This window comes from Neisseria sp. Ec49-e6-T10 (assembly GCF_051132615.1).
In the GTDB taxonomy this organism is placed as follows: domain Bacteria; phylum Pseudomonadota; class Gammaproteobacteria; order Burkholderiales; family Neisseriaceae.
In genome coordinates this window covers 1,132,825-1,155,556 of record NZ_CP152375.1, presented here as the reverse complement: position 1 = coordinate 1,155,556, position 22,732 = coordinate 1,132,825, and the positions used below count along the sequence as shown (strand labels likewise).

The window sequence follows — 22,732 nt, the reverse complement described above, 5'->3', positions numbered from 1 at the left end:
CTTTGTTAGAGCATTACTGGGTTAAATATTCAGTGTTTTTATAGAAAAGCAAGCAGTTGATAAGATTTAAAGAGGGCATGATTTTTAATGAGTATAAATAAAGATGTACAAAAAATTTCTCTGGTGTTTACTTTATTGTTGGCAGGGTTGGCTGCCATTGGGCCTTTTTCCATTGATACATTTTTACCTGCAATGGGAGCCATTAGTCAGGATTTAAACAGCACACAAGAACAGACGCAATTGATTATTTCTGCCTATATGCTGTGTTTTGGCATCACTAATCTTTTACATGGTGCCGTTTCCGATGCCATTGGTCGACGTAAGGTTATTCTGATTTCTTTGGCTCTATTCGCTTTGGCTTCTATTGGCTGTGTTTTTGTGAACACTTTAGAAGGGCTGCTTATGATGCGTGCTATTCAGGGCGTGTGTGGTGGTGCAGGGATGGTGGTGGGGAGGGCAATTATTCGTGATTGTTTTGATGGGGTTAGAGCACAAAAAATTATGTCTCAGGTCACCATGTTATTTTCTCTTGCACCTGCATTGGCTCCTGTTCTAGGCGGGCAGTTATTCACTTTATTGGGGTGGCGTTCTATTTTTGTATTTTTGTGTATATTGGGTTTGTTGTTATTGGCCGCTTCATGGTTTAAGTTGCCTGAGACTCATCCAGTTGATAAGCGTAGTACGTTTAGTTTTAGTGCTTTGTTTAAGAACTATTGGCAGGTGCTTAAACGTGCTGAGTTTTTTTTATTAAGTTTAGCATTAGCTTTTAATTCAGCCGGTATGTTTGTTTTTATTCCTTCTTCTCATATGTTATTGGTTGAACATTTGGGTATCCCTGAGACACAGTTTTTTTGGTTGTTTGGGCCATTAGTTATGGGTATTATGCTAGGCGCTTTTTTAAGCGGGCGCTTGGCTGGGAGAATAACGGTCAGAAACACTGTCAGCTTTGGTTATGTGACGATGATTCTAGCAACATTAACCACAACTTTATACCATGCTTTTTTTACACCTACTTTGTTGATGGTTGTGGTTCCTTTAGGGTTTTATTGTATGGGCATGTCTATTGTGGCGCCTTCTATGATGATCGCTTTGATGGATTTGTTTCCTAAACTAAGGGGCACGGCTTCCTCTTTACAAGGTTGTATGCAATCAATGGCAGGTGGCATTGTTGCTGGGCTTGTTGTGCCTTTGGTGTGGGGGAGTGTTTTTGGTTTAACGCTCACAATGTTTGTTTTTTGTGTATGTGGTTTGAGTTTGAATGCTTTATATTTTTTCTTTATTAAAAACAAAAAATCTATTGCTGTTTGATAATACGAACTATTTATAACCACAACATTATTTGTAAGTGAATTATATTTTTCATCATTTGTTTTTGAACGCACAAATTAAAAAGAATCACAATGTGTATTTAGATACAACTTATTCTATAGGCAGTAAGTTTAATCAAAAACAAATTAATGCAGGATACTGTTTTAGTTTTTAATTGACTTAAGTTATCTATGTAAAATGGCCATTTATGTATGGCCATTTTTTATGAGTAAATGTTTATTGCTTTTAGATGAGATCCAGCCAATGAGAATGAAAAAAGCACTTGTTTTTAAATTTCTTTTTATAATAAAGTTGGGAATAAATTTTTTAAACCCGCAACAATAATTTCAATCGAAACTGCTGCCAGTACCATGCCCATTAATCTATTGACAATATTAATACCCGTTTGTCCCAAAATTTTGCTAATTGGTGTAGCCATAACCAATGCACTATAAGAAATCATTGCTGCGATGCATCCTGCAACAAGTAGTTGTATCGTTTGCCAGCCTGTTTTTGCGGCAGAGGAGTAGATGATAATAGTGGAAATTGTGCCAGGGCCAATTTGCAATGGAATGGTTAAGGGAACAACGGCAATATTGCTTTTGTTTTCTGCTTCGTCTTTTTCTTCTTGTGTGGTTTTTGTATCAGTTGGTTTTGGGTTCATTAAACTAATGGCTATAAGCATCACTAAAATACCCCCACCCACTCGGAATGAACCAATACTGATATTTAAAAAGTGTAAAATACTTTCACCTAAAAGTGAAAAGAAAAAAACGACAATAATGATGGTGATAAAAGATGTTTTGGCAATTTTTTTGCGTTCTTCTTGCGAGTACCCTGGTGTTAAACCAATAAAAAGAGAAATAGCACCTAATGGGTTCATTAGAACCAAGAGCGCAATCATTATTTTGATTATTTCCATGAGGTATCCTCAAAGTTTTAATGCTTTTAACGTCTGTGATTGGCTATACCCATCAGTAAGCCAATAATAAACATAATGGATAAAGTTGCTGTCCCACCATAGCTTACTAAAGGTAAAGGTACACCGACTACAGGTAAAATGCCACTAACCATACCCATATTAACAAAAGCATAACAAAAAAGGGTCATGGTCAAAGCAGCACTGAGTAAACGTCCATATAAAGTAGGTGCGCGGTTGGCAATTACAAAACCTCTACCTAAAATAACCAAATAAACCAATAATAATAATATATTGCCAATGAGACCGAATTCTTCTGCATAAACGGCAAAAATAAAATCTGTTGTACTTTCAGGAATATAATCTAAATGTGTTTGTGTGCCATTTAACCAACCCTTGCCCCATACACCACCAGAACCAATAGCAATCATGGATTGTATAATATGGTAGCCAGCTCCTTGACGATCTTGCATTGGGTCAATTAAGGTCAGTACCCTGATTTTTTGATAATCTTTCATTACATATAACCACATCACAGGTATGGCTAAAATAAATGAGATAATTGAGGCAATGATCACTTTCCATGAAAGTCCTGCAAAAAATAAAATAAAAATACCCGATGCGGCAATTAAAAGCGTTGTGCCTAAATCAGGTTGTTTGAGAATCAAAAAACAGGGTATCAAAATAAGCACAATGGCGACAATAAAATTACGCCAATTTAAGGTTAAGTCATGTTTTTGAAAGTACCAAGCAAGCATCATGGGTACGGCTATTTTCATGATTTCTGAAGGCTGAATACGGGTAATGCCTAAGTTAAGCCAACGAGTCGCACCATTGACCTTGACGCCAAGCCCAGGAATTTCCACTCCGATCAGCAAAATTACCCCTATGACGTATAAAGGTACAGCGAAATTAGCCAGAAACTGGGGTTTTGCCTTTGCTAACCCCCAAATTAAAGTAAACCCTAAAATGGTGTGTAATGATTTATTATTTAACTGACCAAGATCCTGACCATCTGCGGAGTACAGTAAAAAAAGGCTCATGATATAAACAATCAATAAACAAACCAAGAGCCATTTATCTAAAGGGTCAAATATAAAATTATATAAACGTTTAAGAGGGTGCGCATTATTCATTGGAAGCGCCTTGTTGAGCAGTTTCTTGATTGGTTGTTTGGGGAGATGCGGCTTTTCTTAATCTGGGTAATAAATAAAAGTCCAATACTTGACGGGCGATGGGGCCTGCTGCACTGGCACCCCATCCACCGTTTTCTACAATAACCGCTAAAGCAATTTGAGGGTTGTTTTCTGGTGCAAAAGCAATAAACCAAGAATGATCTCGATGCGTTTCTCTTAATGCGCCAGCATTGTAAACAGAGCCCTGTTTGATTTGCACAACTTGGGCTGTTCCCGTTTTTCCTCCAGCATTGTAGCTCATGCCTGCACCTAAACGGGCTGCTGTACCGCCAGGTTTCATCACCTTAACCATAGCATGTTTGACATAGTCCATATTACTTTTGCTAAAAGGCAATATCCGGTCAGGTTGAGGGTCTATTTTAGTGACAGTGCCCGTTCTATTGTTGATGACCTCTTGAACGATATGGGGTTTAAAGGCAACACCCTCATTGGCTAGAATTGCTGTGGCATTGGCCATTTGTAAAGGCGTATAAGTGTTATAACCTTGGCCTATACTGACATTGATGACATCAGCAGGATTCCATTTTGCTTCATTGGGTTTGGATTTATAGCGTTCAGCTTTCCATTCTTTGCTTGGCCGAATACCTTTGGCTTCATTGTCCAAGTCGATACCCGTATATTCACCCAATCCAAATTCTTTTAAGGTTGGATGTATTTTATCAATACCCATATCCCAACCTAAGCGATAAAAGAACGTATCACTAGAAACCTGAATCGCAGTAGATAAATTGACAGCACCATGTCCTCTACGAGAAGCGTCTCTAAAAACATGTTTAGAACCGGGTAAAGAAAAAGTACCAGGTGCAGGTAAAATCGTGCTTTGGGTCAATGATTTTGTTTCTAAAGCTGCCATGGCGATGAAAGGCTTAAATGTCGAACCAGGTGGGTATACCCCACGTAATGCTCGATTAATTAAGGGGGTTTGCAAATCTGTATTTAGGCTATTCCATGTTTCAGTATCAATACCATCGATAAATAGATTTGGGTCAAAAGTGGGTTTGGAGACAAAAGCAAGAACACCACCAGTTTTGGGGTCAATAGCCACCAATGCACCACGTCTATTACCAAATAAGCGATCTACTTCTTTTTGTAAATTAATGTCTAAGGCCAGTTTGAGTGTGTCTCCGTCTTGAGGTTGTGTTGTTCTCAATACCCTGACAACTCGTCCAACTGCATCGGTTTCCACTTCTTCAAAGCCTGGGGTGCCATGTAATTCATTTTCGTAATAGCTTTCGATTCCTATTTTACCGATATGAGTAGAACCTTTATATAAATTATAGCGACCAGTCTCTTTTAATTGTTGCTCATCTTTTTGGCTGATTCGCCCAATATACCCTAGGACATGTGCTGTAAGTGGTCCATACGGGTACTCCCGAAAAGAGCGTGAACGTACTTCCACACCAGGGAATTGATATAAGTTTGCTGCAATCTGTGCTGCTTCCTCTTCTGTTAACTTTAATTTAAGAGGAATATTTTCAAAAGAGCGTGCATCTGCTTTAAATTTCTTAAATCTTTTTAAATCGCCTTCTGTAATATCAACAAAAGCTTTTAGTCGTTCAATTGTGTCACCTAATTTATCCACCTCACTTGGTGTGACTTCGAGTGTGTAGGCCGAATAATTACGTGCAAGAACAATACCATTTCGATCAACAATTGTCCCTCTGCTAGGTGATGTAGGAATCAGTGAAATACGGTTGGTTTCCGCTTGTGTAATATAGTCTTGGTGTTTGATGACCTGTAAATAGTAAAAACGCCCAGCTAGAATACAAAAGCAAATTAAAATGAGAGAAAAAGCAACCACAATACGTGACAAGAAATCCTGCTGAGGATTGTGCTTGCTTTTTTCCTTTTTTAGTATGGTTTTACTCATCTTTTTGCACGGGATTTATAGGAAAAAATAATCAATTTATTCAATAGTGGCCATAAAGCGGCACCAATAAATACAGGGATAATATAATCCCATGAAGGTATTTTGTGGCTACGAATGAATCCAATGATGCCCATAATGAGTTGATTGCCAAATAATGTACCCAGAGCAACCAAAGATTGCCAGCCATAATTATGTAAAATAATGCTTCTTCGATTATTTAATACGAGAAAACTGGTCATGGTATAAGCTAAAGCATGCTGGCCTAGGTAACTTTGGGTTGCAATATCTGTAATGATACCCAGTACAAACGCGGTACCTAGATTAACTTGCTCAGGGGTGTTGATGATCCAATATAAAATTAAAAGTCCTACGACATCAGGTAACCAATGTCTGGTAGGAATGAGTTCAATAAATAAAGCAACAATGAAACTTAAATAAATCAGTCTGGTTGGAATATGCTTACGAAATTCATTTAAATGCTCCATTAAGCACCTTCCTGACTAGCTGAATGTTGCTGTTGTAGCACCTTATCATTATTGTTGAGCGTAGAGGGCGATGCTGAGCGATATTTTGCTTTAGCTAAAACCAAAATATAACGTGACTGATTCACACCTGCTAAAGGTACCACTTGTGTTCGATAAAAAGGAGAAGCAATGTTTTTCGTGGCTTCAATAATCCTTGCTACAGGAATACCAGGGCTATAGACATCATCTAAACCAGATGTGACCAGTATGTCGTTCGTTTGTAATTGTGTATTGGTGCTTAAGTAACGCAAGTCGACACCATTTCCAGAACCATAAAGTAGCGCTCTTTCTCCAGTGCGCTCTATCATCACAGGGATTACTTGTTTACTATTGGTTAATAAAGTGATTTCCGCACTATAAGGTTGCACCGTAGTTACTTGACCAAGTAAACCATGATTGTCAATAACAGGTTGACCCAGCTCAACACCAGAACTACTTCCCTTTGAAATCAGTAGTTTATTTGAAAAAGGGTCCTGTTGTGTCGAAATAATTTGCGCTGAGGTCACAACAGCAGGAAAACGTGATTGAATGTTCTGTAAAGCTTGTAACTCTGCCAAGCTACGATACAACGTATTTTGCGTGCCCAGTTTGGCTTTTAACTCAGTGTTTTCAATCAGAAGCTTTCGGTTTTCTTCATGTAGCTCAGATTGATTGGTCAAAAATATTTTTGCATGATCATATGCTTGTACTGGAAGGTCAGCCGCCCATTGAATAGGGTACAACACAGTTAAGACAGCAGATTTAATCCCTTTCATAAGAGAGAGATGTTCGTCTGCTATCATTAAACCAATACTAAGTAATGAAAAAACAACCAATTTAGTTACTGGTTTTGTTCCGCGATTTGAGTAATTAAATGAAAATCCTTGCGACATAGAATTTCATTTACTCCTAGGGATTAGGAACAAAAACAGAGTTGACTTTGCCCAGCATTTCTAGTGCTTTTCCAGAGCCTTTAACCACGCAAGTTAAAGGATCTTCAGCAATAAATACAGGTAAACCAGTCTCTTCTGATAAAAGCCTATCAATATCTTTTAATAACGCACCACCGCCAGTTAACACCAAGCCACGCTCAGCAATATCAGCACCTAGTTCTGGTGGCGTTTGTTCTAAAGCAATTTTAACTGCCTGAACAATTTGATTAAGTGGTTCGCTTAATGCTTCTAAAATTTCGTTAGAAGACACAATAAATGAGCGAGGAATACCTTCTGCCAAATTGCGACCTTTTACTTCAAGTTCATTCACTTCAGCACCTGGGAAGGCAGAACCAATTTTCTTTTTAATCTCTTCGGCAGTTGCTTCTCCAATCAACATGCCATAGTTACGGCGGATATAATTGATAATGGCTTCATCAAAGGCATCTCCACCCACACGAATTGAGTGAGAGTACACCACGCCACTTAAAGAAACGACACCAACCTCAGTTGTCCCTCCACCAATATCCACAACCATAGAACCAGTTGGCTCTTCAATCGGTAAACCTGCACCAATTGCTGCGGCCATAGGTTCTTCAATGAGTGCAACACTTGATGCACCAGCTGCCAATGCAGATTCACGGATTGCTCGACGTTCTACTTGAGTAGAGCCACATGGCACACAAATAATGATCCGAGGGTAAGCCGCCAAGCGGCTGTTGTTAACCTTTTTTATAAAGTATTTAAGCATCTGTTCTGTTACAGTAAAGTCAGCAATCACACCATCTTTCATCGGGCGTTTAGCCTCAATACAGCCAGGTGTTCGTCCCAGCATTTTTTTTGCATCAGAGCCTACTGCTAAAATAGATACTTTATTGCTGATTTGGTCGTTTTGTATGGCCACAACAGATGGTTCATTTAGTACAATGTCTTTTCCTTTAACAAAGATCAGGGTGTTGGCTGTGCCCAGATCAATTGCTAGATCATTAGAAAAATAAGAGGTTAAAAAGCGAAACATGTTTTTTCCTAAAGTTAATATTCGGTTTTTTTGATATAAAATTCTATTTTTACAGCCAAGCTGTCAGATATCCGTGTTTTTTGTTAAAATTTTACCCTAAATGTGATTGGGTACGCCGTTTTAAGTAGGCGAAAACAACGCATTATGATAACCTATATTGTTTCGGTTTGCTAACTACTTTTAAAGGTTTTAAAGGATTTTTATGTCGTTATCTCAAGATGATGTGAAAAAAATAGCGCGTCTGTCACGTTTATCTTTTTGTGACAGTGAATTTGCTGAGGCTCATAATAAGCTCAATAATGTTTTTGCGTTGATTGAAAAAATGCAGTCGGTTAATACCGAAGGAGTAGAGCCCATGAGCCATCCACAGGATATGGCTTTGCGTTTGCGTGAAGATGAAGTCACAGAACAAAATCATCGCGAGGAATATCAAAAAGTAGCACCTCAGGTGCAAGATGGTTTGTATTTGGTGCCCAAAGTAATCGAATAAAAACCCGAACTAAATTTTTCTGATACCTGATATAAAATAAAACTAATGCTCATTTTGATGCTTTATCAGGGGCAATTTAAATAAAATATAAAGTGAAATGATGAAGAATACAACTGTAATAGAAAGTGTTCGCGCTTTAAAAAATAAAAAGATTTCTGCTCTTGAGCTGGCTCAAGAGTATCTATCCCAGATCAAAACACAGAATCCCAAGTTAAATGCTGTGGTGACGTTGAATGAAGAGTGCACTCTTGCTGAGGCAAAAGCAGCAGATAAAGCCCTTGCACAAGGCAATGCACCAGATTTAACGGGTGTACCCATCATCTATAAGGATTTATTCTGTCAAAAGGGGTGGCGTAGTGCCTGTGCTTCAAAAATGTTAGACAGTTTTGTTTCACCTTATACCGCAACAGTAGTTGAAAATTTACAAAATGTGGGTATGGTGACATTGGGGCGCGCCAATATGGATGAGTTTGCCATGGGGTCAACCAATGAGTCCTCTTTTTATGGTACTGTTTCAAATCCATGGCAGCTAGATGCCATTGCTGGCGGTTCTTCTGGTGGTTCTGCAGCAGTAGTCGCTGCAAGGTTGGCACCTGCTGCATTGGGGAGTGATACGGGTGGCTCAATTCGTCAACCCGCAAGCTATTGCGGTATTACTGGTATTAAACCAACATATGGTATGGTCAGCCGTTTTGGTATGGTTGCCTATGCTTCCAGCCTTGATCAAGCAGGGCCAATGGCACAAACAGCAGAAGATTGTGCTTTGTTACTGAATTCAATGGTTGGTTTTGATCAAAAAGATTCAACCAGCCTTGAACGTGCTAAAGAAGATTATACTCAGGGTTTAAATCAACCAATTAAAGGTTTAACAGTTGGTTTACCGAAAGAGTACTTTTCTGATGGGCTTGATGCTGAAGTAGCTAAAGCAATAGAAGATGTGGTGGCACAACTTCAAGCACAGGGCGCAAACATTGTGCAAATCAGCTTGCCACATACAGAACTTTCTATTGCCTCTTATTATGTGATTGCTTCTGCTGAAGCTTCTACCAATTTGTCTCGTTTTGATGGTGTACGTTATGGTTATCGTACACCACAATATGATGATTTAACTGATATGTATGAGAAAAGCCGTTCAGAAGGTTTTGGTGCAGAAGTAAAACGCCGCATTATGATTGGCACTTATGTGCTCTCTCATGGTTACTATGATGCTTATTATGTTAAAGCACAGCAATTACGCCGCTTGATTGCCAATGATTTTCAAGAAGCTTTCAAAAAATGTGATGTCATTTTAGGGCCTGTCACACCAAGTGCTGCCTATTTACAAGGCAGTGTACAAGATGACCCTGTAAAAATGTATTTAGGCGATATTTATACTACTCCTGTGAATTTGGCTGGATTGCCAGCAATGAGTTTACCTGCAGGTTTCAACAGTAAAGGTTTACCTATTGGTGCTCAATTAATTGGTGATTATTTCACAGAGGCAAAATTATTGAATATTGCCCATCAAATTCAGCAGGTTACTGATTGGCATAAAAAAATGCCGGCACTTTAACTTAAGATTAATCAATATATTTGGCAAAAAAGCCACCACAATAAAAAGGCAATTGTTATGAGTTGGGAAGTCGTCATTGGACTAGAAGTTCATGTTCAGTTAAACACAAAATCAAAGATTTTTTCCGGAGCCTCTACAGCTTTTGGTGCCGAACCTAATGCACATGCTTCTATTGTTGAGCTGGCTTTTCCTGGAGTGCTGCCCGTTTTAAACAAAGGTGTGGTTGAGCGGTCAATTAAATTGGGTTTGGCTTTGGGTGCAACAATCAATAAAAAAAATGTATTTGCACGTAAAAACTATTTTTATCCAGATTTGCCTAAAGGCTACCAAATCAGTCAAATGGAATTGCCTATTGTTGAACATGGTCAGTTGGCTATCAAACTGAGTGAGAGTGAACAAAAAACCATTCGTGTGACTCGTGCGCATTTAGAAGAAGATGCGGGTAAATCTGTGCATGAAGGTATGGTTGGCGTATCTGGAATTGACTTAAATCGTGCAGGCACACCATTGCTTGAAGTGGTTTCTGAACCAGATATGCGTTCTGCCGCTGAAGCGGTTGCTTATGCAAAAGCCTTGCATACCTTAGTGACATGGTTGGATATTTGTGATGGCAATATGGCAGAAGGTTCGTTTAGGGTTGATGCCAATGTATCAGTTCGACCATTAGGCACAACTGAATTTGGCACCCGTTGTGAAATTAAAAACCTGAACTCTTTCCGTTTCTTGGAAGCTGCGATTTTATATGAAGTGAATCGGCAAATCGAATTGATTGAAGATGGTGGTAAAGTCATTCAAGAAACACGGCTATTTAATCCCGACACAGGTGAAACAAAAGCAATGCGCTCTAAAGAAGATGCGCATGATTATCGCTATTTCCCTGATCCAGACTTATTACCTATGCACATTTCACAAGAGCAAATTGACGAAGTTTCCCGCAATATGCCAGAGCTTCCTGCTGCTATGGCCAAACGTTTTGTGACAGAATATGGTGTATCAGAATATGATGCTAGCTTATTAACCAGCAGTTTAGAGCAAGCTGTATATTTTGAAGCATTAGCCACTCAGACCAAACAAGGTAAGTTGGCTGCAAACTGGATCAATGGCGAATTATCTGCCAGCTTAAATAAAGCGGGTTTAACCCTAAAAGACAGCCCAATTAATGTAGAACGATTGGCTGGTCTAATTGATAAAATTGCAGACAATACCTTATCCAGTAAATTAGCCAAACAAGTATTTGAAACAATGTGGTCAAGTGATTTAACCGCTTTAGCCATTATTGAACGTGATGGTTTGCAACAAATAACAGATACAGGCGCAATTGAAGCGATGATTGATGAAGTATTGGCAGCAAACCCTAAATCAGTGGAAGAATTTAAAGCAGGTAAAGAAAAAGCCTTAAATGCCTTGGTTGGGCAAGTAATGAAAGCATCAAAAGGTAAAGCGAATCCTGCTCAGGTACAAGAGTTGATGAAAGCAAAACTGGCATAAAATTTGAATTTAGAGGAAATAGAATATCATGTTAAAGCGTTTATTTGTTTGTATGCTGGTTTTGGTTTTGAGCGCCTGCGGTTTTCAGTTAAGGGGCTTAGGGAGTAATTTACCCCCTTTCCCTTTTCAATCCGTATTGCTTGAAGACAGCACCAGTTTGGCAGCAAGTTTACGCACAGTGATTAAACGAGAACCACGTATTACCTTGGTAGAAAATGCCAAGGAGGCAGAGGCAGTATTAAAAGTATCTGATGAGCAAACACAAAAAGATATTTTAATGATCAATCGTGGTGGTAATGTTAATGAGTATTTGCTGACATTAAGAGTTAAGGCACAATTACTGACCAAAGGTGTGCCGTATGGTGAACCAATGGATGTGTTCGTACGTAGAACCTATACATATTCAGATAATCAAGTATTAGGGAAGGCAGAAGAAGAGCAAATGCTTTGGCAGGATATGCGTAGTGAAGCAGCTGATCAAATTATGCGTCGCTTGGCACATTTAAGACCTACTCAACTTCAAGCAGAAGAGCCTGCAGTGCAAGAAAAAACTGAAACCTCTTCAGAAAATACCCCAAAAAAACAGAATAGTACAGCAAAGAGCCGTACAAAATCTTCCAAAAACAAATAGATCAGATTGTGGTTAAATATGGCTAACCAAATCATACAAGGTGTGCTTGCTAAAAATATAGAGCCTTTACAATCTTTATATCTCATCCATGGTGAGGAAGAGTTATTAAATCTTGAAACGATTGATGTGCTTAGAGCCGCAGCTAAACAACAAGGATTTTTCGAAAGAGAAAATCATGTAGTCGATAATCACTTTAGTTGGCGTGACCTATTAGACAGTATGGCCAGTATGAGCCTGTTTTCTGATAAAAAATTGCTTGAAGTGCATATTCCAACTGGTAAACCTGGTAATGAAGGCAGTGAGGCTTTACAGCAGCTAGCAAACGCTATTCCTGAAGACACAACAATTGTGATCGTGTTGCCTAAATTAGAACGTACCCAATTACAAAGTAAATGGTTCATAGCCTTATCCAAGCAAGGGGTGGTAGTAGAAAATAAAGCGGTGACTAAAGAAGCTTTACCAAATTGGCTAAAAATCCGTTTAAATCATCATAAATTATCTATTGCAGAAGATGCATTAACACTGTTTTCAGAGCGGGTAGAAGGTAATTTATTAGCTGCCAAACAGGAAATTGATAAATTGACTTTACTTTTCCCTGAAGGAAGCACATTAACATTAGAGGATATTCAGTACAGTATTGCGCAGGTTGCTCGTTTTGATGTTTTTCAGTTGGCAGAGGCGTGGATGAGTGCAGATTTAAACCGAGTAAATTTATTAATTGCTGGTTTAGAGCAGGATGCTGATGCGCCCGTATTATTATTGTGGGCGTTAACTGAAGATATACGTGCTTTGTTAAAATTAAGAGCAGGTATGGCACAAGGTAAAAATATTAATACATTAGCGCCCGTTTTGCGTTTATGGGGGGCAAAAAAAACATTGGCTCCTTTGGCTTTAAAACGCATAGGTACAAAAAAACTGTTATCCGCATTGCAATTATGCGCAAAAATTGATCGACAAATTAAGGGGGCACAAGCAGGAAATGCTTGGGAAGAAGTGAAAAATGTTTTGTTTATGTTATCCTCAGAATATCGTCTAAATCAATAAAAATAAAATAAGCATTATGTTTGTTTTTCTTTTAATAGCATTTTAATGTTGTTAACATGTTCTGGTGTAAAAAAATCTTCAATATTAATCCAAATACTATGAAATCCATAACCGCCTTGTTTCATTTCTTGCTTGGCTTGTTCAATAGACCAGTCTTGATAAATAATACGATACATAGCAGAAACCAGCCCTGTTCTATCTGAACCATGATAGCAGTGTAATAAAACAGAACCTTGTTTTTGCCCTTGTTCAATTGCCCATAGTGCATCTGCAATTTGTTGTTCTTTAATAGCCCAAGTTCTAATAGGAATATGTACCAAGTTTAGGTCTGTTTGTGATAACTCCCTTTTATCTTTATTTCTACTTCGAAGATTCACAATAGTTTTAATATTTAATTCTTTTAAAATATTTAAGTCTTCCGCTAAAGGCTGTTCGCTTCGGTAAAGGTTTGGTGTAATTTGATGTAGATTCCCTATTTTGTGAGTCATCGGTGTAGCCCAGTTGGTTGGACGTTGTTGATTATTTGTTTGTGCATGACTAAGAATAGATGTGGAGGAAAATGCAAGGCAAATTAAAAATAAGAAAATGTTTTTCATAAAGAGATTCAGTACATTGATAAAGTATTTGATTTAAGATAAGTGAGGGTAACATAAAACAAAGTTGATTTGTACTGGCTACAGTGTTTACCTTGTTCAGTGAAATCATAAAATAGATTTTATATTCAATGCATTTGCTGATTCATACTGATATAAGGTTCCCCACAATTAAATTTGTTTCTTTAAGCAAAAGATAACTTATTTTTTCTTCAATCTATCTTTTAACCATAATTCTAAAAATTGATCACCTAAAATCCCTAAAGCTGCGGCAAAACCTATAATAGCCAATTGGGGCATATTGGGAATTTGAATGAGACCAATACCTGCAACTAAACTAACCGCTGCACCTGTGATCATTCGGCCAAATATTAATCTAATGGTTAATTCTTCTCCATTTTTGAGTAATTTTCCTAAAGCAATAAAAGCACCTACTAATCCTAAATATACCATTGTTTTTTCGTGTTCTTGCATATCGATTTTTCTCCTTAGTTATATTTTTTTATAAGGTTCTAGATTTTTTCACAATATATAAAGCCATAAAAAAGACGATCTCCTCCTTTCTTATTTTTGTATGATGGTTTGATTTGTTACTTATGCTTGCAGTAAAATTTATACCATTAAAAAATAGGCTAGTTGCCACCTAGCCTATCTATTTAAAAGTTACTCTGGTTTAAATGATTATTACCATCCTCGCCCAGTTTGAATGCTTTGTACTATTTCCTCAGCAGCATCATCTCTACCATCTAATGGTTCAATAACCATCACAACATCTTTTTGATTATAAAATACTGAGTAATCATCATAGTATGTTTGATCTGTCATAAAGGCGATAATGTGATGATGTTTGTAATAATCACCGAGGTCTTTAATTAAATATAATTCCTTTACAAAGCCATTCGCAGAATTTTGTATTTCGTATTTGATGATTTTTGTCTCGTCAGTATAATTTCTGTGTAAAAGAACAGATTTTTCTTCTTCGGTGAATTTGTCTGACTCTTTTATTAAATAGAATTGTTTATAGAGTTCTTGAATAGAAATACCCCTATCTTTTAATTCAGAATGAATTTTTTTCATCGAAGGTGAATCTGAGGCTCCTCTACTGATATTAACTGCACCATGACCATCATTTAAGTGAATGGTTAAATTTCCGCGGTCACGGATATTGGTATAGTTTGCTTGTCCCTTGACCTGAAATGACAATTTATCAAATGCAATCGTGTTTTTATCTGGGGAGTACACGAAATTAAAAGTTCGCTCCTGAATAGTAGGGTTATCAAAATATTTATTATCTGGAATAACCCCATGGTTTTCTAAAGCTTCTATAATTAATTGAGTATCCATCTTCATACCTTTCTTAAATTATTTTTCCTTAACAGGAAGGTTTTAAAAATGGCTCTCAAAGGGGCTCTGATAAAAATCACTGATGTTTCAGTGACAGTTGGTTTAAATAGCCACAACGTGAACATTTAATATCTAATTCAACATAGATGTGTCTGTTTAATACACATAATTTTTTATCGCATTGCGTACAACGTATTTCTTTTTTCATATTAATCATCCTTTGTAATATCCTTTCTTTTAAGAATGGTTATTTAATTTCATTTTTGGTAAAGGAGCTACGATTAATTCATGATGAGTATTTTTTGATTTTGTTTGATTTTTTTCCTCAGTATTGGTTTGTTTAATAGTGTCTGTTTTAGGTGAGCTATTTTGGTTGCTGTCATTACCTGGGCCAAATCCAGAAGGAGCGTAATTATAATTAATCACAATTTCTGTTCTAGGACCAAGATCATAAGAAGACGAATTCATGGTGGTACAACCAAATAGCATGGTAATAATGGTTATTATAAGTATTGGTTTCATCACATTACCTATAGTAAATAGCACAGCCACTAATCAGCCTAATAAGACAAAACATCAGCATAAATAATTTGTTACTCATGGTTTTTCCTCTCAATAAAAATTGCTGCTTGATAAAGCATAAGCAAAGACTAATTTTTTAAAGATCATGCATGAACAACATCCTAATATGACTCTCACTTTGCACCTCAAAGAGAATAACCTTACTAGAGAAGAGATGTTGTTGCGGTATAGGTGCTATATTAGCGTATTGCTAAGTAAATATCAATAGCAAATTGCTAACGTTTGCGTGAAATTGGATAATGCAATGATTTAAAAAAGAATTAAATTTGTCTCAAATAAGCATAAAAATAGCCCCTATGTTTGGGGCTTTAACTAATTATTTTTATTGATTATTTTTTGAAGAGTGATTCGAGATTTGGGTTGGTTGCGATTTCTAAAAAAATAGAATACATCAGATTTTCTCCTAATTTACCCATATCTGCTTCTTTTTCATACAAAAGAACATTTTTAGCTTCGTTTTCACATCTCATCAGTAGTTTATAAACAATACCTTCTAAATCTTTTGTGGTTGAATCAGTTGCCTTTATTTTAGACAGCTGCCTTTGATCCATTTGTGGGCCAATAGCTTCTAATACACCTACTTTGAAGACAACAGCCTTTTCTTGCGGCGTGATTTGTCGTACAACACAATCATTCAAGGTTTGATAATATGAAGCGGCAATTGCAGGCGTGCATAAGAACAAAGAGCATAAATAAATAAAGTTTTTCATTTTTTTTCCTTAGTTAAAAATAGTCACATTTCCACCCATTTACCAATAACAACACCACATATGGTCGCTTCAGAATGAACCTCTATGATTTTATCAGGCCAATCGGGGTTGAGTGGTTTGAGATAGCGTTTGCCTGATTCTATAATTAGTTGTTTAAATGTGGCCTCTTTTTCATCTTCTATTCTGACAATCACGCAGGATTTGTTGAGTGCAACAGCAAGGGGGTCAACGAAAATAATATCGCCATCTTCAAATGATGGTTTGCCTAAAGGATTAAACATACTCAAGCCTGTTACTCTCAGTGCAAAAGTGTTGATGCTATGTTTGACTGGGCAGGGTAACCATAAATCAGCATCTCCTGGTTGAAAAGGGTCTTCTATATTGCACCAGCTACCAGCAGCTACCCAAGAAATGACAGGGACAAGCCCTTTTTTTATTTCAATTTCCTGAATGTTGGGCTCATGTGAAATATCCATCCAACCATATGGTTTTCCCGTTTTTTGTTCAATTTCCCTAGCCAAATCATCACCAACTGATCTGGGTTTTCCTTTGCCTGTAGAGTTTAAGGATCTGTTTTTTAACTGGCTAATTTGCGCATATGATTTACCCATATGATTGGCAAAGTGGGTCACTGATTTATATTCATCAATCAGTTTTAATAAATTTGAATGCCGAATATCCGCAATAGTTTTCATGTTTTTGTCCATTTTTTAGCAACAAGCTATTATTTTTGTAATATTTACGCTAATTTTTGATGTTTGGCAATATATAAATGCTTATGAAAAGAAAATAGAATATTTTTATGACAATCATTATCCTCAAAATACCATGAAAAAAATAATATTTTTCTGAAATCAAAGACAGTAAAAATGACCAAAGATAATTTAATACTAATATATGTACATATTAGATCAATCAATAATATTTCGCTTGTTTGATTATTTTTGTTTTCTCCATTTCCATGGTGGAGTAGGATTTGATGTAGACCATAAACCTAATTTTTTTTCTTTTGCTTGCGACTCTTTACGATGGTAAAAGCTATTTTTAAATATTTTTGGTTGATCATATAAATGTATGGGGGTTTGTTCACTGTCAAACTCGTCCCTATGACAAAAAGGCGAGTTCCAAGCCAATCCCATTTCCAGTAATGCAATTGAAATATCAATGGAAACTTTTCCTTCCAAAATAACATTTGCATAAACTGTCTGGTTTCCTGTTTCTTTGTATGTTTGTATATAAACTTCTTTATTCAGTAGCCATTCGGTTAAAAAATTTTTTGCTTCTTCTCCAAATGGTTGCGTTAATTCTGGTGCTTCGGTTTGGCATATTTTTATTTTAATATTATTGCTATGATCTTTCTGACAAATTAGGTTATTGCCATCAATCACGTCATTAACCTTACAATAATATGATTCAGCTTGGGCAAGAGACAAGAATAGTAATAGTATTGGAAAAAGAAGTAATTTTTTCATTTTTTGACTTTAGGTTATTTTCATTCCACTGTTATGCTCTTGTTGTTGCGCAATTTGTCGTTGCCTGTCTAAATCTTTCTGTTCCAGTTGTTGACCCATCTGGAGATATAGTTGATTTGCTTCTAATAAACGTTCTTCAGGGTTAACTTTGGCTGCTGCTATTGCATCTACAGATACAAAGTCTCTTTTATTATCCGCAATCACATAAAAAGAATTTTTGTCTTCATTAATCCCCATATGAGCAATTTTGTCAGCATTAATGCCCCTTTCAATACAGGCATAGGTGGTTTCTGCTAACATTGCATTACGCCATTTTCCAGCACCTTTTTCATTAATTTGAGTGCCTAGATCTGATTCCAATTTGGCATACATCCCTTTTACATTATCATCAATATTGTGTTCAGTTAGAAGCCATTGTTTAAAATTCCTACTAGGCATTTTCCCCTGTACTTCTCTATTTAATTCACTGTCAGGAAAGGGCGCTGGAATGCTTCTAATGCTATCAACGTTATTAACAGGTTTCATATGGCCTTCAAAATCATTGGCTCTTTTATTGAACATGTCTCTAGCTGAATCTTTCCAGATATCTAATCCAGCATGTAAACCCGCATGACTTAAACCTTTATAGACAAAATCGACACAACTATTGTTTAGACCATTATAATTAAGACTCATATATTTTTCGTTGCCTGTTCTAGCAGTTTCAGCAAACTCGTATAACTTGTCATATTGTTCTTTGGTAATCTCAATTGTTCGTTGATAGTAAGACTCAGCATAATGTTGGTCATCTGCGCTAATCTGCCCTCTACCCGTTATTGAACCCGACTCTATAGGTGCAAAGCCGTAACTGCGATCAGGATTTCCATCTGCTCCATCTGATAAGCTAAACCACATATGACCTGGTAAAGAAGTCTCTCCATTCGGTTTGCCATCATTGCCAAGTAAAGGGGTACCAGGTGCGGCAATATTAATGGTTACTGTATATCGTCTTGGGTCATCCGCCATATGTATAATCCTTATTTTCCACTATTGTATTTTTTGACATCTAATGAGTACTGAATTTTATCTGTATTAAGTTCGGGAATATTTTGTAATACTTCAGCTTCTAAACGAAAAAAACCATACTCTGTTTTAAATGTTGTGAGAATACAGTCTTCATACCGTTCATTTGGTTCTTCAGGTAATGACCATCCTGCATTGAGATTTAGGTTTGTTACTATATGATCTGTTACAAGAGTTTCATTTGCATCGTTTGTGACACGAAAAATTTTGATTCGAATTAAATTTTCTTTTGGATGTTGTTGGTCGAAATATCTAGGTGTATTTGGATCATCGTCTTTTTTATAAGTCATTTTCAAGGAGACTTCATGATATGATTTATTTTTATCTATTGCTCTAGGGACAACCCAAAAAGAGGTACTTATTTTGTGCCCTTTTTTATAGACTTCAAATGGCACACTAATGGGTTCTACAGGATCTAGAAAAGAATATGGGTCTGTCGGCTTGTTAAAAGAGTTATTTAATAATAGTGTAATACCACTGGCAATACCTACCAACAAACTTAAACCAAGAGCAATAGTCATTTTATGAATCATAGTTTTTCAGCATCCAAATTAATTTTCATATTGTAAGATTTTTTTGTTTACCTGTCTAACATATAATAATAATCAAGAAATTGATTTTTTTATAAAAATAGTTTTTATTTTAATGCGTCAGACTTTTTTATGTTAAGAGGTTTCAGTATGAAACTGAGTAGATATACAGGAAATGTGACACCATATTTTATCTGTTGTATTAAATTATCATCATTTTAATTCGTTTAATTAAAACTTATTTTGTATTTTTTGTACTGCTACATGACTAAAGCATAAATCATCTTAAATTATCCCCTTTTGTTTGAAAAATCCCCACAGTGAATGCAAAACCTGTAATAATTGACCTTGTATGGCTCAATAGCCATATAGGGAGTGGTATCCCTTATCGAAGATCACGACAGTTTTAAACTGTCGTGCCTGTCGTCGTTCACCTCAATGGTGGCACAGACAGGGCAGCCTTCGGGCTGGACAGCTCTTCGATCTGTTATGCCACCCCTGTTTGTGTCCGCCACCCTTACTTTTGGGTGGTGTCGTTAAAGCCGAACAGGAGGTGCAACATGTCAGATTCAAGTTTTTCTAAGGGGCAACACCCCGATTTTCTTATTCATCAAAATATTGTTGAAAAGCTTTCTTTAAACACGCCGTATTGCTTAACAGCAAGATTTTATGATGTTTCAGGTACAGAGGCAGAGCAGATTTATTATACTGCCATGCACACACAGCAACATTTGCAAAAAGGCAATAGTGCTTTATTGCAAATAACAGAGCAATATATTCATGGCGCACAAAACCCCAATATTAATTTAATACAGGATATTTTATCTATGCAGTATTATTTATCAGAGTTAATGCGGGGCATACAATTGTCTATATTTACAGTTGCAGGAACAGCAGAATTGTATGAGCATAAGAGGTTAAAACAAGAAACATGACTTTAGGGCTGAGTTTATATTCAGCCCTAAAATTGAATATCACTATGCTTTATTGCTAAAGTCAGATAAAAATTGAATATAGTCTAATGCACTTTGATGTATTTTTTCTGGTGTTGTGCTGTGTTTTGCACCTGGCTCATTATTGGCGCCATATAAAATAAAAAACGGTTGATAGTCTGCTTGAACATAGCGCATAGTTAACTCAAAGGGTTTTAAGACATCTTTCATGGTTAACTGATATAAGCCATTTTCAGAAAAATCTTCTTCTTCGATGCCTGCTGAAACAGCCAAAGAAACCTTCTTATTTTTTAATTTTTTGCCAGAAGACCCATAAGCCCAGCCATAAGTGAATACATCATCTAACCATTTTTTTAATAGAGGAGGGCAATTAAACCAATAAATAGGAAACTGTAAAATGAGGTTTTCATGCTGTTCTATGAGCTTTTGCTCTTGTGTCACATCAATTTGTCCATCAGGATACTCTTGATACAGTTCATGAACAGTGAATTGTTCAGGGTATTTCTTGAGTTCTTCTACCCAGCGTTTATTGACCACAGAGGTTTCAATATTAGGGTGTGTAACGATTATCAGTATTTTTTTCATGAGGTTTCCATCTATTTGTTAATGAATTTGTCACAAACCCAGTATATGGTATAGTTTTCTATTCGAATAGTACGCACATTATGGTTATATACTAACCAAAAGGAGAGTATAAATGGTTGTAAATCATTGCACACCAACAGGAACCAAACTAGAAGAGACAGGTTTTGGTTACACACTTTCGTTAATCGGAGGGAAATACAAAATGATTGTGATGTATTGGCTTAGTGAATACCAAGCTGTGATGAGGTTTAATGAGTTAAAGCGTTGTATTGGTACGATTTCATTTAAAACATTAAGCAGTACATTAAAAGAGCTTGAACGTGATCAACTGATTATCCGAAAAGAGTATCCGCAAATTCCACCTAAAGTTGAATACAGCTTATCTGAACGCGGCCAATCGTTAATTCCGATCATCAATATAATGTGTGAATGGGGAGAAAAAAATAGAGGATATTGATTTAATTGGATAAATAGTGTAGAAAAATATGTATGAATCTTCTCCGTAATATTGCCATAAATTTATATGTAATTGAGGTTTTGATCTTCTAAAATTTTTAAGGGTGAATTGACAATAATTAGGTTAGAATAGAGAAAAATATATAGGTGCATATATGAATATCTTAAAAAGTATTAATTTTTCATTGCTAGAAAAAACACTTGACCATGATCGTGGAGAATTCAAAATTAAAGGCACTCTTGTTGTTAAATTCAACAATAAAAGAAAGTGGGTCATTGATTTTGATTCATCTAAAGAGCATGAAAAAAAAGATATTTCAGAAAATATGAAATTTTTAGTTTGTTGTACTTTTCTTATTGAAAATATTGTCACAAAATTTGATTCTGATTTTGAATTTGACCACTCCGATAGCGAGTTTTTACAGGCAAGAGAAAGTGTTGTGAGGGTTTTAAATAATGAAGTTCGATTCAGATCAATAAAAGATTTTAATAAAGATTTATTCCTAAGATATGCACCTATTAAATTAGATAAAATCATGAATAATATGCATAATAAAAGTGAAGAGTATAGGCTATTGACTATTGCAAAAGATATTATTGCCAAGGAAATAAAAGAAGTTGATTATGATTTATTATCAGATATTTTAAAATTGCTTGATTCTTACAATGATGAAGATATTGAAGAAATTGGGCACTATTTGGCTATTAAAATGCCCCTCACTCAACAATGGTCATCATAAATAATATGAAATAGATACTAAATATATTAGGATGAGTCATGTTTGAAAGTTTTTTTAGAAAATAAATGATTAAAGCCCTTACAGTTGAACTGTAGGGGCTTTTTAGTATGGAGGCTTAAAGAAGAAATTTATCATAATAAAAAAGATCATTAATATTATTACATGTAAAAATATATTACATGTAATAATATTATGTTAGAATTAGACTACCCAATACCATAAAACAAGGAGGACGTAGATGAAGCTCTCAGAATTAATTGATTGGCTTATTGATTTAGAATCAATAATTGATATGTTTCGCCATCCTAAAACAGCTCTTTTGTGTTTCGCAATTGTTGCAATCATTGTTATTGTGCTTATTGTGGTATTTGCCTGATGATATTAATAATCAAGATACATTCGCATATACTGTCTGGATTTGATGATAACTCAGGCATTGCTGCGTTTTCTACCACTAATTATTTAGTTTTTTAATGAAAGTAAAAATATAAACTCCTTAGAGAAAATCTTTATACTTATAACGAACTTTTATGATGGATGAGCGCAAAATAACCAAAAAACGTCTGGTGTTATTTATATTTTTCTTCTTGTTGTGGTTTTTATATTCATTTAGATTGTAATCGAAATGCCTTTGTCTCTTTAGTATTATTAATACTTTGATATATCGCCACGTTATGCAAAAATATTTGTGCATTTTTATTTTTAATTACTTTGACGTGTTATTTTGTTAATATCATATCAACATAAGGAATTA

At 36.0% G+C, this 22,732-nt stretch carries 28 protein-coding genes; 11 read left to right on the top strand and 17 right to left on the bottom strand.

All coding sequences use genetic code 11. From position 1 onward, the window contains the following. Positions 1-87 precede the first annotated feature (87 nt). Positions 88-1,308 (top strand): multidrug effflux MFS transporter, encoded by a 1,221-nt coding sequence (locus tag AADH04_RS06145; RefSeq protein ID WP_434779362.1) that lies wholly within the window; start codon positions 88-90, stop codon positions 1,306-1,308. A gap of 37 nt (positions 1,309-1,345) precedes the next feature. Next, entirely contained in the window at positions 1,346-1,483 is a 138-nt protein-coding gene (locus AADH04_RS06140; RefSeq protein ID WP_434779361.1) for an autotransporter outer membrane beta-barrel domain-containing protein, read from the top strand. 126 nt (positions 1,484-1,609) lie between these two features. Here AADH04_RS06140 and AADH04_RS06135 read toward each other — a convergent pair whose 3' ends face one another. The 6 genes from AADH04_RS06135 to AADH04_RS06110 are packed head-to-tail and all read right to left on the bottom strand — an operon-like array spanning position 1,610 to position 7,746. Beyond that, entirely contained in the window at positions 1,610-2,230 is a 621-nt protein-coding gene (locus tag AADH04_RS06135; protein WP_434779360.1) for a MarC family protein, read from the bottom strand. 26 nt (positions 2,231-2,256) lie between these two features. After that, on the bottom strand, positions 2,257-3,363 hold the full coding sequence (gene rodA, locus AADH04_RS06130) for a rod shape-determining protein RodA (protein WP_434779359.1): 1,107 nt from the start codon (positions 3,361-3,363) through the stop codon (positions 2,257-2,259). Then, positions 3,356-5,293 carry a penicillin-binding protein 2 gene (gene mrdA, locus AADH04_RS06125; RefSeq protein WP_434779358.1) on the bottom strand — a complete coding sequence of 646 codons (1,938 nt, stop codon included), beginning with the start codon at positions 5,291-5,293 and terminating at the stop codon, positions 3,356-3,358. Before mrdA ends, rodA begins: the two co-directional genes overlap by 8 nt. Beyond that, positions 5,290-5,778 carry a rod shape-determining protein MreD gene (mreD, locus tag AADH04_RS06120; protein WP_434779357.1) on the bottom strand — a complete coding sequence of 163 codons (489 nt, stop codon included), beginning with the start codon at positions 5,776-5,778 and terminating at the stop codon, positions 5,290-5,292. The genes mrdA and mreD overlap by 4 nt, the downstream gene beginning before the upstream one ends. After that, on the bottom strand, positions 5,778-6,689 hold the full coding sequence (gene mreC, locus AADH04_RS06115; protein WP_434779356.1) for a rod shape-determining protein MreC: 912 nt from the start codon (positions 6,687-6,689) through the stop codon (positions 5,778-5,780). The genes mreD and mreC overlap by 1 nt, the downstream gene beginning before the upstream one ends. A gap of 16 nt (positions 6,690-6,705) precedes the next feature. Then, positions 6,706-7,746, bottom strand: coding sequence for a rod shape-determining protein (locus tag AADH04_RS06110; RefSeq protein ID WP_434779355.1), 1,041 nt, complete (start codon positions 7,744-7,746; stop codon positions 6,706-6,708). 202 nt (positions 7,747-7,948) lie between these two features. On the opposite strand from AADH04_RS06110, the gene gatC reads away from it, so the two are divergent. From gatC to holA, 5 genes are all read left to right on the top strand, one after another. Further along, positions 7,949-8,236: an Asp-tRNA(Asn)/Glu-tRNA(Gln) amidotransferase subunit GatC gene (gene gatC, locus AADH04_RS06105; RefSeq protein ID WP_434779354.1), complete on the top strand. Its 288-nt coding sequence runs from the start codon at positions 7,949-7,951 to the stop codon at positions 8,234-8,236. Between the two features lie 100 nt (positions 8,237-8,336). Then, positions 8,337-9,788 (top strand): Asp-tRNA(Asn)/Glu-tRNA(Gln) amidotransferase subunit GatA, encoded by a 1,452-nt coding sequence (gatA, locus tag AADH04_RS06100; protein WP_434779805.1) that lies wholly within the window; start codon positions 8,337-8,339, stop codon positions 9,786-9,788. Positions 9,789-9,845: 57 nt separating this feature from the next. Then, positions 9,846-11,276, top strand: coding sequence for an Asp-tRNA(Asn)/Glu-tRNA(Gln) amidotransferase subunit GatB (gene gatB / locus AADH04_RS06095; protein ID WP_434779353.1), 1,431 nt, complete (start codon positions 9,846-9,848; stop codon positions 11,274-11,276). A gap of 28 nt (positions 11,277-11,304) precedes the next feature. Further along, positions 11,305-11,907 (top strand): LPS assembly lipoprotein LptE, encoded by a 603-nt coding sequence (gene lptE / locus AADH04_RS06090; RefSeq protein WP_434779352.1) that lies wholly within the window; start codon positions 11,305-11,307, stop codon positions 11,905-11,907. An 18-nt stretch (positions 11,908-11,925) separates the two neighbouring features. Then, positions 11,926-12,951, top strand: coding sequence for a DNA polymerase III subunit delta (gene holA / locus AADH04_RS06085; protein ID WP_434779351.1), 1,026 nt, complete (start codon positions 11,926-11,928; stop codon positions 12,949-12,951). A 14-nt stretch (positions 12,952-12,965) separates the two neighbouring features. Here holA and AADH04_RS06080 read toward each other — a convergent pair whose 3' ends face one another. From AADH04_RS06080 to AADH04_RS06035, 10 genes are all read right to left on the bottom strand, one after another. Continuing rightward, positions 12,966-13,547, bottom strand: a complete 582-nt coding sequence (locus AADH04_RS06080) for a phosphatase domain-containing putative toxin (protein WP_434779350.1) — start codon at positions 13,545-13,547, stop codon at positions 12,966-12,968. Positions 13,548-13,745: 198 nt separating this feature from the next. Then, positions 13,746-14,018 (bottom strand): hypothetical protein, encoded by a 273-nt coding sequence (locus AADH04_RS06075; RefSeq protein WP_434779349.1) that lies wholly within the window; start codon positions 14,016-14,018, stop codon positions 13,746-13,748. 210 nt (positions 14,019-14,228) lie between these two features. Beyond that, entirely contained in the window at positions 14,229-14,888 is a 660-nt protein-coding gene (locus AADH04_RS06070) for a hypothetical protein (protein ID WP_434779348.1), read from the bottom strand. Between the two features lie 76 nt (positions 14,889-14,964). Beyond that, on the bottom strand, positions 14,965-15,096 hold the full coding sequence (locus AADH04_RS06065; RefSeq protein ID WP_434779347.1) for a Com family DNA-binding transcriptional regulator: 132 nt from the start codon (positions 15,094-15,096) through the stop codon (positions 14,965-14,967). A gap of 29 nt (positions 15,097-15,125) precedes the next feature. Next, the gene (locus tag AADH04_RS06060; protein ID WP_434779346.1) at positions 15,126-15,410 is read right to left on the bottom strand and encodes a hypothetical protein; all 285 of its coding nucleotides are present in this window, start codon (positions 15,408-15,410) and stop codon (positions 15,126-15,128) included. A 389-nt stretch (positions 15,411-15,799) separates the two neighbouring features. Next, entirely contained in the window at positions 15,800-16,180 is a 381-nt protein-coding gene (locus AADH04_RS06055; RefSeq protein WP_434779345.1) for a hypothetical protein, read from the bottom strand. 23 nt (positions 16,181-16,203) lie between these two features. Next, entirely contained in the window at positions 16,204-16,875 is a 672-nt protein-coding gene (locus tag AADH04_RS06050) for a LexA family protein (RefSeq protein ID WP_434779344.1), read from the bottom strand. 243 nt (positions 16,876-17,118) lie between these two features. Further along, positions 17,119-17,652, bottom strand: a complete 534-nt coding sequence (locus AADH04_RS06045; protein ID WP_434779343.1) for a thermonuclease family protein — start codon at positions 17,650-17,652, stop codon at positions 17,119-17,121. A 9-nt stretch (positions 17,653-17,661) separates the two neighbouring features. After that, positions 17,662-18,657, bottom strand: coding sequence for a hypothetical protein (locus tag AADH04_RS06040; RefSeq protein WP_434779342.1), 996 nt, complete (start codon positions 18,655-18,657; stop codon positions 17,662-17,664). Between the two features lie 11 nt (positions 18,658-18,668). Then, on the bottom strand, positions 18,669-19,235 hold the full coding sequence (locus tag AADH04_RS06035; protein ID WP_434779341.1) for a hypothetical protein: 567 nt from the start codon (positions 19,233-19,235) through the stop codon (positions 18,669-18,671). Between the two features lie 569 nt (positions 19,236-19,804). On the opposite strand from AADH04_RS06035, the gene AADH04_RS06030 reads away from it, so the two are divergent. Beyond that, entirely contained in the window at positions 19,805-20,179 is a 375-nt protein-coding gene (locus AADH04_RS06030) for a hypothetical protein (RefSeq protein ID WP_434779340.1), read from the top strand. A 42-nt stretch (positions 20,180-20,221) separates the two neighbouring features. On the opposite strand, the gene AADH04_RS06025 is transcribed toward AADH04_RS06030, so the two are convergent. After that, on the bottom strand, positions 20,222-20,782 hold the full coding sequence (locus AADH04_RS06025; RefSeq protein WP_434779339.1) for an NAD(P)H-dependent oxidoreductase: 561 nt from the start codon (positions 20,780-20,782) through the stop codon (positions 20,222-20,224). Between the two features lie 112 nt (positions 20,783-20,894). On the opposite strand from AADH04_RS06025, the gene AADH04_RS06020 reads away from it, so the two are divergent. The 3 genes from AADH04_RS06020 (at position 20,895) to AADH04_RS06010 (ending at position 22,354) form a co-directional block, all read left to right on the top strand. Then, complete coding sequence (locus tag AADH04_RS06020; protein WP_434779338.1) at positions 20,895-21,239, top strand: winged helix-turn-helix transcriptional regulator; 345 nt, start codon at positions 20,895-20,897, stop codon at positions 21,237-21,239. Between the two features lie 154 nt (positions 21,240-21,393). Next, the gene (locus tag AADH04_RS06015) at positions 21,394-21,978 is read left to right on the top strand and encodes a hypothetical protein (protein WP_434779337.1); all 585 of its coding nucleotides are present in this window, start codon (positions 21,394-21,396) and stop codon (positions 21,976-21,978) included. Between the two features lie 238 nt (positions 21,979-22,216). Beyond that, positions 22,217-22,354, top strand: coding sequence for a hypothetical protein (locus tag AADH04_RS06010; protein WP_434779336.1), 138 nt, complete (start codon positions 22,217-22,219; stop codon positions 22,352-22,354). The last annotated feature ends 378 nt before the right edge of the window (positions 22,355-22,732 follow it).

Coding starts and splice junctions, on each gene's coding strand:
- AADH04_RS06145 (WP_434779362.1), top strand. CDS start 88: ATGAGTATAAATAAAGATGTACAAAAAATTTCTCTGGTGTTTACTTTA.
- AADH04_RS06135 (WP_434779360.1), bottom strand. CDS start 2,230: ATGGAAATAATCAAAATAATGATTGCGCTCTTGGTTCTAATGAACCCA.
- rodA (WP_434779359.1), bottom strand. CDS start 3,363: ATGAATAATGCGCACCCTCTTAAACGTTTATATAATTTTATATTTGAC.
- mrdA (WP_434779358.1), bottom strand. CDS start 5,293: ATGAGTAAAACCATACTAAAAAAGGAAAAAAGCAAGCACAATCCTCAG.
- mreD (WP_434779357.1), bottom strand. CDS start 5,778: ATGGAGCATTTAAATGAATTTCGTAAGCATATTCCAACCAGACTGATT.
- mreC (WP_434779356.1), bottom strand. CDS start 6,689: ATGTCGCAAGGATTTTCATTTAATTACTCAAATCGCGGAACAAAACCA.
- AADH04_RS06110 (WP_434779355.1), bottom strand. CDS start 7,746: ATGTTTCGCTTTTTAACCTCTTATTTTTCTAATGATCTAGCAATTGAT.
- gatC (WP_434779354.1), top strand. CDS start 7,949: ATGTCGTTATCTCAAGATGATGTGAAAAAAATAGCGCGTCTGTCACGT.
- gatA (WP_434779805.1), top strand. CDS start 8,337: ATGAAGAATACAACTGTAATAGAAAGTGTTCGCGCTTTAAAAAATAAA.
- gatB (WP_434779353.1), top strand. CDS start 9,846: ATGAGTTGGGAAGTCGTCATTGGACTAGAAGTTCATGTTCAGTTAAAC.
- lptE (WP_434779352.1), top strand. CDS start 11,305: ATGTTAAAGCGTTTATTTGTTTGTATGCTGGTTTTGGTTTTGAGCGCC.
- holA (WP_434779351.1), top strand. CDS start 11,926: ATGGCTAACCAAATCATACAAGGTGTGCTTGCTAAAAATATAGAGCCT.
- AADH04_RS06080 (WP_434779350.1), bottom strand. CDS start 13,547: ATGAAAAACATTTTCTTATTTTTAATTTGCCTTGCATTTTCCTCCACA.
- AADH04_RS06075 (WP_434779349.1), bottom strand. CDS start 14,018: ATGCAAGAACACGAAAAAACAATGGTATATTTAGGATTAGTAGGTGCT.
- AADH04_RS06070 (WP_434779348.1), bottom strand. CDS start 14,888: ATGGATACTCAATTAATTATAGAAGCTTTAGAAAACCATGGGGTTATT.
- AADH04_RS06065 (WP_434779347.1), bottom strand. CDS start 15,096: ATGAAAAAAGAAATACGTTGTACGCAATGCGATAAAAAATTATGTGTA.
- AADH04_RS06060 (WP_434779346.1), bottom strand. CDS start 15,410: ATGAAACCAATACTTATAATAACCATTATTACCATGCTATTTGGTTGT.
- AADH04_RS06055 (WP_434779345.1), bottom strand. CDS start 16,180: ATGAAAAACTTTATTTATTTATGCTCTTTGTTCTTATGCACGCCTGCA.
- AADH04_RS06050 (WP_434779344.1), bottom strand. CDS start 16,875: ATGAAAACTATTGCGGATATTCGGCATTCAAATTTATTAAAACTGATT.
- AADH04_RS06045 (WP_434779343.1), bottom strand. CDS start 17,652: ATGAAAAAATTACTTCTTTTTCCAATACTATTACTATTCTTGTCTCTT.
- AADH04_RS06040 (WP_434779342.1), bottom strand. CDS start 18,657: ATGGCGGATGACCCAAGACGATATACAGTAACCATTAATATTGCCGCA.
- AADH04_RS06035 (WP_434779341.1), bottom strand. CDS start 19,235: ATGACTATTGCTCTTGGTTTAAGTTTGTTGGTAGGTATTGCCAGTGGT.
- AADH04_RS06030 (WP_434779340.1), top strand. CDS start 19,805: ATGTCAGATTCAAGTTTTTCTAAGGGGCAACACCCCGATTTTCTTATT.
- AADH04_RS06025 (WP_434779339.1), bottom strand. CDS start 20,782: ATGAAAAAAATACTGATAATCGTTACACACCCTAATATTGAAACCTCT.
- AADH04_RS06020 (WP_434779338.1), top strand. CDS start 20,895: ATGGTTGTAAATCATTGCACACCAACAGGAACCAAACTAGAAGAGACA.
- AADH04_RS06015 (WP_434779337.1), top strand. CDS start 21,394: ATGAATATCTTAAAAAGTATTAATTTTTCATTGCTAGAAAAAACACTT.
- AADH04_RS06010 (WP_434779336.1), top strand. CDS start 22,217: ATGAAGCTCTCAGAATTAATTGATTGGCTTATTGATTTAGAATCAATA.